At 67.4% G+C, this 6,942-nt stretch carries 6 protein-coding genes and 1 pseudogene; 3 read left to right on the forward strand and 4 right to left on the reverse strand.

The window, feature by feature from the left end; genetic code table 11:
- The first annotated feature begins 186 nt into the window (after positions 1-186).
- Positions 187-1,821, forward strand: coding sequence for a hypothetical protein (locus tag Ari01nite_RS14125; protein WP_203781677.1), 1,635 nt, complete (start codon positions 187-189; stop codon positions 1,819-1,821).
- A 3-nt stretch (positions 1,822-1,824) separates the two neighbouring features.
- Complete coding sequence (locus tag Ari01nite_RS14130; RefSeq protein ID WP_203781678.1) at positions 1,825-2,652, forward strand: Vgb family protein; 828 nt, start codon at positions 1,825-1,827, stop codon at positions 2,650-2,652.
- A gap of 127 nt (positions 2,653-2,779) precedes the next feature.
- Here the strand turns inward: Ari01nite_RS14130 and Ari01nite_RS14135 are convergent, their stop codons facing one another.
- The 4 genes from Ari01nite_RS14135 to Ari01nite_RS14150 form a co-directional block, all read right to left on the reverse strand.
- Positions 2,780-3,748 carry a pectate lyase family protein gene (locus Ari01nite_RS14135; protein WP_239162740.1) on the reverse strand — a complete coding sequence of 323 codons (969 nt, stop codon included), beginning with the start codon at positions 3,746-3,748 and terminating at the stop codon, positions 2,780-2,782.
- Positions 3,749-3,751: 3 nt separating this feature from the next.
- Entirely contained in the window at positions 3,752-4,798 is a 1,047-nt protein-coding gene (locus tag Ari01nite_RS14140; RefSeq protein WP_203781679.1) for a pectate lyase family protein, read from the reverse strand.
- A gap of 604 nt (positions 4,799-5,402) precedes the next feature.
- Positions 5,403-6,026, reverse strand: a complete 624-nt coding sequence (locus Ari01nite_RS14145; protein WP_203781680.1) for a LysE family translocator — start codon at positions 6,024-6,026, stop codon at positions 5,403-5,405.
- On the reverse strand, positions 6,026-6,556 hold the full coding sequence (locus tag Ari01nite_RS14150) for a VOC family protein (protein WP_203781681.1): 531 nt from the start codon (positions 6,554-6,556) through the stop codon (positions 6,026-6,028). Before Ari01nite_RS14150 ends, Ari01nite_RS14145 begins: the two co-directional genes overlap by 1 nt.
- A gap of 200 nt (positions 6,557-6,756) precedes the next feature.
- Between Ari01nite_RS14150 and Ari01nite_RS14155 the strand changes: the two are divergent.
- Positions 6,757-6,942 (forward strand): annotated as a pseudogene (locus Ari01nite_RS14155) (hypothetical protein); the annotation flags it as partial.

Below are 6,942 nucleotides of genomic sequence, written 5' to 3' on the forward strand. Positions count from 1 at the left end.
GACTTGAGCCGCCGGGCTCCCGGCCCGGCGGTCGCCGAACTGGGCAGGATCCTAGGATGCTCCAGGCGCGGCGTGGTGGCTCATGGGCGGTGGGATCCGGGCCTCTGACGGCGGCCCCTTGATATTGATGCTGCTCTATGCTGGCGGGCGGGATCGGGCACGACGGGCATCTAGGGGGAGCACGTTATGGCGCGTCTTGGTGCAATTGTTCGGTGGGGCTGGAGCGGGGTTGTGGTGGCGCTCCTGGTGGGCGGGCAGCCGGCGCTCGGGGCGGGTCGGCCGGCCGTTCCGGATTTTGTGGTTTATGCGTTCAGCCAGTCTGATGTGCATGACGAGGATCCGCAGGTCTACCGGATTGCGCCGGACGTCACCATCCGGGCCATCGGGAAATGGTCCACCAACGGGGATGAGGCGGCGGACTACAACTTCGGGCAGATCGTGCGATATCACGATGCCGGGGTCACGTTCATGGGGAGCGGGACGGCCAGCGTCATCTTTCCGCATGACTTTCCCAGCCCGGCGGTTTTTGATGACATGTCGACCCGGGATGCCGACAATCTGCCCGTACCGCACGATGAATTTGGGTTTCCGGTTCCGGCTCGGCGGGGGAACATCTTCAAGCCGGCCTACCGGGAATATCTGCTGGGGTGGGCGCGGGTTCAGATCGACGGCGGTGTCGACGGGATCAATCTCGATGAGGTGAACGCCGGGTTCAGCGGCGGGCAGAAGTACGGCTTCAACGGGAACGAGGGGTTCGACGACTACGCGCTGGCCGACTTCAACCGGTATCTTCTCGCCAAGTATCCGCAGTTCACGGTGGCCGACTGGCGGGACCGGTTCGGGATGACGGCGGACAACGTGCCGGCGAACGGGGACTTCGACTACCGCGAATACCTCCGGGTGAACGGCTGGAATCGCGATCCGTTGAATGCGGCCAACCCGCTCGCCGCCGAGTGGGGGCGGGTCACGGCCAACCGGATGTATGCCGACGACACCTCGTTCACCGCCACCTACCTGCGGCGCTACTGGAAAGAGATGGTGGACCATCTGCGCGGGTATGCCCGGCGGAAACACGGGCGGCATCTGCTGATCAGTTCCAACGGGCTGTTGCCGTACGTGGACTTCAACAGCGTGGGCATGTATCCGTGGAACCCGGACGAGCAGACACCCGACTACCGCGGCGCCGATTATGTGCCGGTGGTCGACGGGCACCTGAACGGGGCCAAGTCGCTGCAGGCCAATTACCGCTACCTGAAGGCGATGAACGCGCGGATCGCCGGTGACGTGCCGGTGGCGGTGTTCATCGACTGGCCCAACGACATGATGACGAACTATCTGAATCTGCCGCTCGCCGAGAAGCAGGACTACTGGCGAATTTTCGGCGCCGAGGCGTACGCGAATGGGCTTTTTCCTTCTTTTCATTTGAAGGACACCCTCAACCCGGCCGCGGAGCAGTACGGCATGCTCGATTTCTTCGCCGGGTACACGCGGTTCTACCGGGACAACGGCCGGCTGTTCGTGCGGAACCACCCGGAGGAGCGGGCGGTCAGCGTGACGTCGAGTGACATCGCGGCGAGCGTGCTGGTGCAGCGCGGCACCGGGCGGCGCACCGTGCACCTGGTCAACCACCGCTACCAGCAGGGCATCGTGCCGCAGCGCGACGTGACGGTCGCGGTCGACCTGCCGTCCTGCCCGCGCCGGATCACGCTGTATTCGCCCGATCTGTCCAAGCCGGTAAGTCCGGCCTCAACGTGCGAAAAGGGGCGGCTCATCGTTACCGTGGACCGTCTCGACTACTACGGAGTACTGGCGGTGACGTAAGCGGTGGAAGCGTTCCCGGTCGGCGCGGGCGCGTACAGCATCGTGGCCGGGCCCGACGGCGCGCTGTGGATGACGCTGGTGCACAGCGGTCAGATCGCGCGGCTCACGACCGACGGCCAGGTGAGCACGTACGACTTGGGCGACGAGCAGAGCCGGCCGTCGATCATCACGAACGGGCCGGACGGTGCGCTGTGGTTCACCACGGCCCGCGGGATCGGCCGGATCACCACCGACGGCGTCATCGCGTCGTACCCGAAACCGGACAGCGCGCCGTTCGGCATCACCGCGGGCCCGGACGGCGCCCTCTGGTTCACCCAGATGACCGCCGGAGCGCTGGGCCGGATCACCACGGACGGCCGGATCACCGAGCGGGATCTGCCGGCGCCGGCGGCGATGATCGCGGCAGGCCCGGACGGGGAACTGTGGTGCACGCTGAACCAGGCGAACGCGATCGCCCGCGGCGCGGACAAATTCGACCTGCCGACGGCGAACGCCGGGCCCGTGGGCATCACCGCGGGCGGCGACGGTGCACTGTGGTTCGTCGAGATCCTGGCCGGGCAGATCGGGCGGATTGCCACGGACGGCGAGATCACCGAGTTCCCGCTGCCCGATCGCGCCGCCAAGCCGCACGCCATCGTCGCCGACCCGGACGGTGGCTGCTGGTTCACGGAGTGGGCCGCCAACCGCCTCGGCCACGTCGCCGCGGACGGCAGCTTCCGCCACCACGACCTGCCCGCTTCGGCCAGCGAACCGCACGGCCTCACCCTCGGCCCGGACGGCGCGGTATGGGTCGCCCTCGAGAGTGGAACCGTGGCGCGTCTCAAGGCATAGCGCAGGCGGACGGGGGCCGAGCAGTCCGTCACACTGCTCGGCCCCTGCCACCCCGCGCGAACCGGCTGCACCCTCTCGCCGGCCCGGGCACGCTGTCGCCGGGCGGGCCCGGAATCGCGCCGGTGCTCTAGATCTTTCCGACGCCCGCGCCCGCCGAGACCAGCGACGGCACGTTGGCCGCCGGGTCCAGCTGGTACGTGTAGAACGTCGACGGCTCGGTCACCGAACCGCCGGCCTCGCAGGTGCCGGAGTTGACGAACGCATTGGCGCGCTGGACCAGGCGGCCCGGGTTGCTCTCCGCGTAGCCGCCCGTCGAGTAGCACGGGTAGGCCACGTTCTCGAAGTAGTTGCCCTCGGCGACCACCCCGGCGTTTTCGGTGGACGCTATCCCGTACAGCCCGATGTTTTTGTAGTAATTGTTGTAGATGTGCACCGGCTCACCGAAACGCACCCGGGGGTGGCGCTGGTTGGAGCCCTCGAAATAGTTGTGATGATAGCTCACCCGCAAATAGCCGACGTCGCTCGTGTACGTGTCGGAATGGCCGAGCAGCATCGATTTGTCGGTGCCGCGGAAACGATTCCAGGAAACGGTCACGAAGGTGGACTGGCGCTTGATGTCCAACGATCCGTCGAAGCCGGGCAGGAACTCGTTGTGATCGATCCACACGTGGTGCGCACTGTTGGTGACACTCACCGAGTCGTCCGACGCGTTGCTGAACTTGATGTTGCGGATGATCACGTTGTTGCCGGGCCGGGTGGTGCTGCCCAGCTGCAGCCCGCCACCGGTGATCTCGGCCGTGGAGCCAACACCGAGGATGCTCTTGTTGGCCACCACGGTGATCATGTCACTGACCGTCAGACGACCAGAGACCAGGATGGTGTACGGAGTGTTCGCGCCGGCGTACTGCTCGAGTTGCGCGCTGGTGGTGACGGTGACGGTCGGTCCGGCCGCTCCTCCGGTGGTGCCGGTCAGGCCCAGGCCGGCGACGGACGCGAATCCGTCCGGGGCGTTGGCTGCCGCGCTCGCATTGTTCGGCGCGACGATAACCAGCGTGGCGATGGCGGCCGCGACGCCGATCGGGATCAGTTTGCGCACGGTTCACACCTTTCCGACACCGGCGCCGGCCGGCACGATCGTGGGCACCGAGGCTGCGCTGTCGGCGGTGTAGGAGTAGAACGTCCGCGGGTCGGTCACGGTGCCGCGTACCTCAATCTCGTGGTTGCAGTCGACCAGGATGTTGTCGCGCTGGAACATCCGGCCCTCAGGCCCGCTGAACACGACCCGGCCCGGGTTGTTGACGCTGAAGAAGTAGTTGCCCTCGACGAACAGCCCCGAGTCGTTGGTGGACGCGACGCCGTAGCTGTTGTCGTTGTAGTAGTTGTTGTAGACGTGCACGATCGGGGCGAACCGCACCCGCGGGTTCCGCTGGTCGGAACCGTTGAAGTAGTTGTGGTGGTACGTGGTGCGCAGCCGCCCGCTGTCCTGGGCGCCGTTGTCGTCGTCGTGCCCGAGCAGCAGCGTCTTGTCGTGGTCGTGGAAGTGGTTCCACGAGACGGTGACCAGGTCGGAGCCGCGCTTGATGTCGACCGCGCCGTCGTCCCCGTTGGAGAAGTCGTTGTGGTCGATCCAGATGTGGTGGCTGAACATCTGGACGTTGATCAGGTCGTCGGTGGCACCGGAGATCGACAGGTTCCGGATGATCACGTTGTGCACGGCGTCCGCGGGCGGCGAGGTCACGTCGTCGTCGACCGGCAGCCCGATGTTGAGACCGCCGCCGACCAGCGCGGCATTCGACCCCAACCCGATGATCGTCTTGTCCGACGAGACCGAGTGCATGCCGTCGGTGGTGCCGGTGGGCAGGGTGATCGTGCCGGAGACCTGGATGACGTACGGGCCGGGCCGCGCGATGTAGTCGAGGAACGCGGCGGGGGTGGACACGGTCACGGTCGTGCCGCCGGCGCCGCCGGTCGTGGTCGCCTGGCCGTAGCCGGCCACGGTCGCGAAGCCGTCCGGCCCGGCGGCTGCGGCGGTCGCGGGCTGGGCGTCGGCGGGCTGGGCAGCGGCCGCGGGCGTCGCGGGGACCGAGGGCAGGGTCACCGCGACGGCGGCCGCCGCGGCGGCGGCCAGCATTTTTCGGAATTTCATGGCGGGGAGCGTCTTTCTAATCGAAAGCTATCAATTGGAATTCCTGCACCGAACATAGGTTTCAAATTGACGGCACGTCAACGGATTCCATTTGCAGAATTGTTGCAGCCAAAATGTCGCAGCATTCACTGTCCCGGCCGCTTGAGCGGCCGAGTGTCCTATCTCGCCCGTTTCGTCCGCGACGAACGGCGCCTTGTTTGCTGCAACCCGCCCACGTGGGCCGACGCGGGGGCCGCGATACGGGCATCATGCCCCATCACCGGCACTTCGGAAAGAAGCCGGTCCGACTGGCGGAGTCGATCGGCTGACCCGAGTGGTGCAGTCGACCCACCCGAGTGGCGGAGCCGATCGGCTGGCCCGAGTGGTGCAGTCGATCAACCTACCCGAGTGGTGCAGTCGATCAGCCCACCCGAGCAGATCCTGGAGAACTGCTGCCACCCACCGACCGTCGCCTGGCGACTGCAGATCGACAAATTCCGCCGCCACGACCCGTCGCGGGCAGCCCCGGGAGCCCCGACCCTCACCGAGTCGAGGGCGTGGGAGGTGGTTTCACCGCGGATGGTCGTTAGGGGTGGCGGCCGGTCTCGCTCGCGGATGGGCGGAGTCAGGAGCGGTCGAAGGCCAGGCGGCCGCCGAAGGCGATCATCGCGGTGCCGGTGACGCCGTCCAGGGTGCGGCGGACCGGGCGGCGGGTCAGCAGGCGGCGGGCTCGGTGCAGCAGGGCTATCAGGGCCACCGAATGGGCCAGCCCGGCCACGGCGTGGGTCAGTGCCAGCAGCAGGATTGGCAGGACGCCGGCGTCGGGGCTGAGGAACTGTGGCAGCACCGCCAGGTAGAAGACCAGGACCTTCGGGTTGGTGATGTTGGACAGGAAGCCCTGGCGCCAGCCGCGCAGCGCGGCGTGCGGGTCGGCGATGTCGGAGGAGAGCGTGTACTGGCCGCGTACCGCCGAAAGCAGGAGGCGGACGCCCAGATAGACCAGGTAGGCCGCGCCCACCCACTTGATGGTGTGGAAGACGGGCTGGGCGTTGACGATCAGCGCGCCCAGGCCGACCGCGACCGCGCCGCCCTGGAGGGCGTTCGACGTGGACACGCCGAGGGCGCACCACAGGCCGCGGCGCCGGCCGCCGGTCACCGTGTTGCCGGTGATGACCGCGAAGTCGGGGCCGGGGATGAGAATTACCGCGATCGCCAGCAGGAGGAACGTGGTGTAGGCCGACCAGTCCATCAGAGCACCTGGTGGCCGTACATCTCGCCGAGCGGGTCGGCGATCAGTTCGATGCGGGCGCCGTCGGGGTCGCGGAAGTAGACCGAGACGCCGCTGTGCACCTCGTGTTCGATGCCGGCCGCGGTGAGCCGCTCGACCAGGGCGTGCCAGCGGTCCGGGTCGACGCTGATCGCCATGTGGTGCAGGCCGCCCAGGACCTCGGCGTACGGGCCCACCCCGAGGCCGGGGAAGTCGAAGAACGCGAGCAGGTTGCCGTTGCCGATGTCGAAGAAGAAGTGCGACGAGCCGGGGTAGTCGCGGTTCTCGATCAGTTCGGTCAGCGGGAAGCCCAGCACGTCCTGGTAGAAGCGGACGGTGCGCTCGACGTCGCTGGAGATCAATGCGGTGTGGTGCAGCCCGCGGGCGGTCGAGGCCGGTCGTTCGCCCGTGGGCTTGAGGTGAGCAGCGCGGATCCGAGCACGTTCAGCAGCGCGGGCGGCCGGGTCCAAGGAAGTAGCGCGGGCGGCCGGATCGGGTGCGGTCGTGGACATCGCGGAACCCCGTCGCTTGAGCTGGGCGATTGAAATCAACCTTAAGCGTTGATCCCTCATGGGAGCGCTCCCGTACGGCTCGGCATAGCGAATTGAGTGTGCCGACTCGGAAGGCGCAGGTTCCAATGTACAAGCCGCGGTTCAGAAGGTCCCGCCCGAATGCACGGCGGTGGCAGATCGCCGCCGTCGCGGGTGGCGCAGTGGTCATCGTCGCCGTCGGGCTCGGCGTCGCGTCGGCGTCCGAGGACGCTCTGCCAACCGTCGACTGCCCGAACGTGGCGATCCCGGTTTCGGTGCCCGCCCAGCAGGCCGCCGACGTGCAGCGCAACCTGGAGCTGCTGAACACGCAGATCGCCGAGGCCAACAAGCGGATCCGCGACACCGTC

Source organism: Paractinoplanes rishiriensis (genome assembly GCF_016862375.1).
GTDB lineage: Bacteria > Actinomycetota > Actinomycetes > Mycobacteriales > Micromonosporaceae > Actinoplanes > Actinoplanes rishiriensis.

Excerpts from the sequence above, each read along its gene's own strand:
- Ari01nite_RS14145 (WP_203781680.1), bottom strand. The coding sequence starts at position 6,026 with ATGGACTGGTCGGCCTACACCACGTTCCTCCTGCTGGCGATCGCGGTA.
- Ari01nite_RS14125 (WP_203781677.1), top strand. The coding sequence starts at position 187 with ATGGCGCGTCTTGGTGCAATTGTTCGGTGGGGCTGGAGCGGGGTTGTG.
- Ari01nite_RS14150 (WP_203781681.1), bottom strand. The coding sequence starts at position 6,556 with ATGTCCACGACCGCACCCGATCCGGCCGCCCGCGCTACTTCCTTGGAC.
- Ari01nite_RS14140 (WP_203781679.1), bottom strand. The coding sequence starts at position 4,798 with ATGAAATTCCGAAAAATGCTGGCCGCCGCCGCGGCGGCCGCCGTCGCG.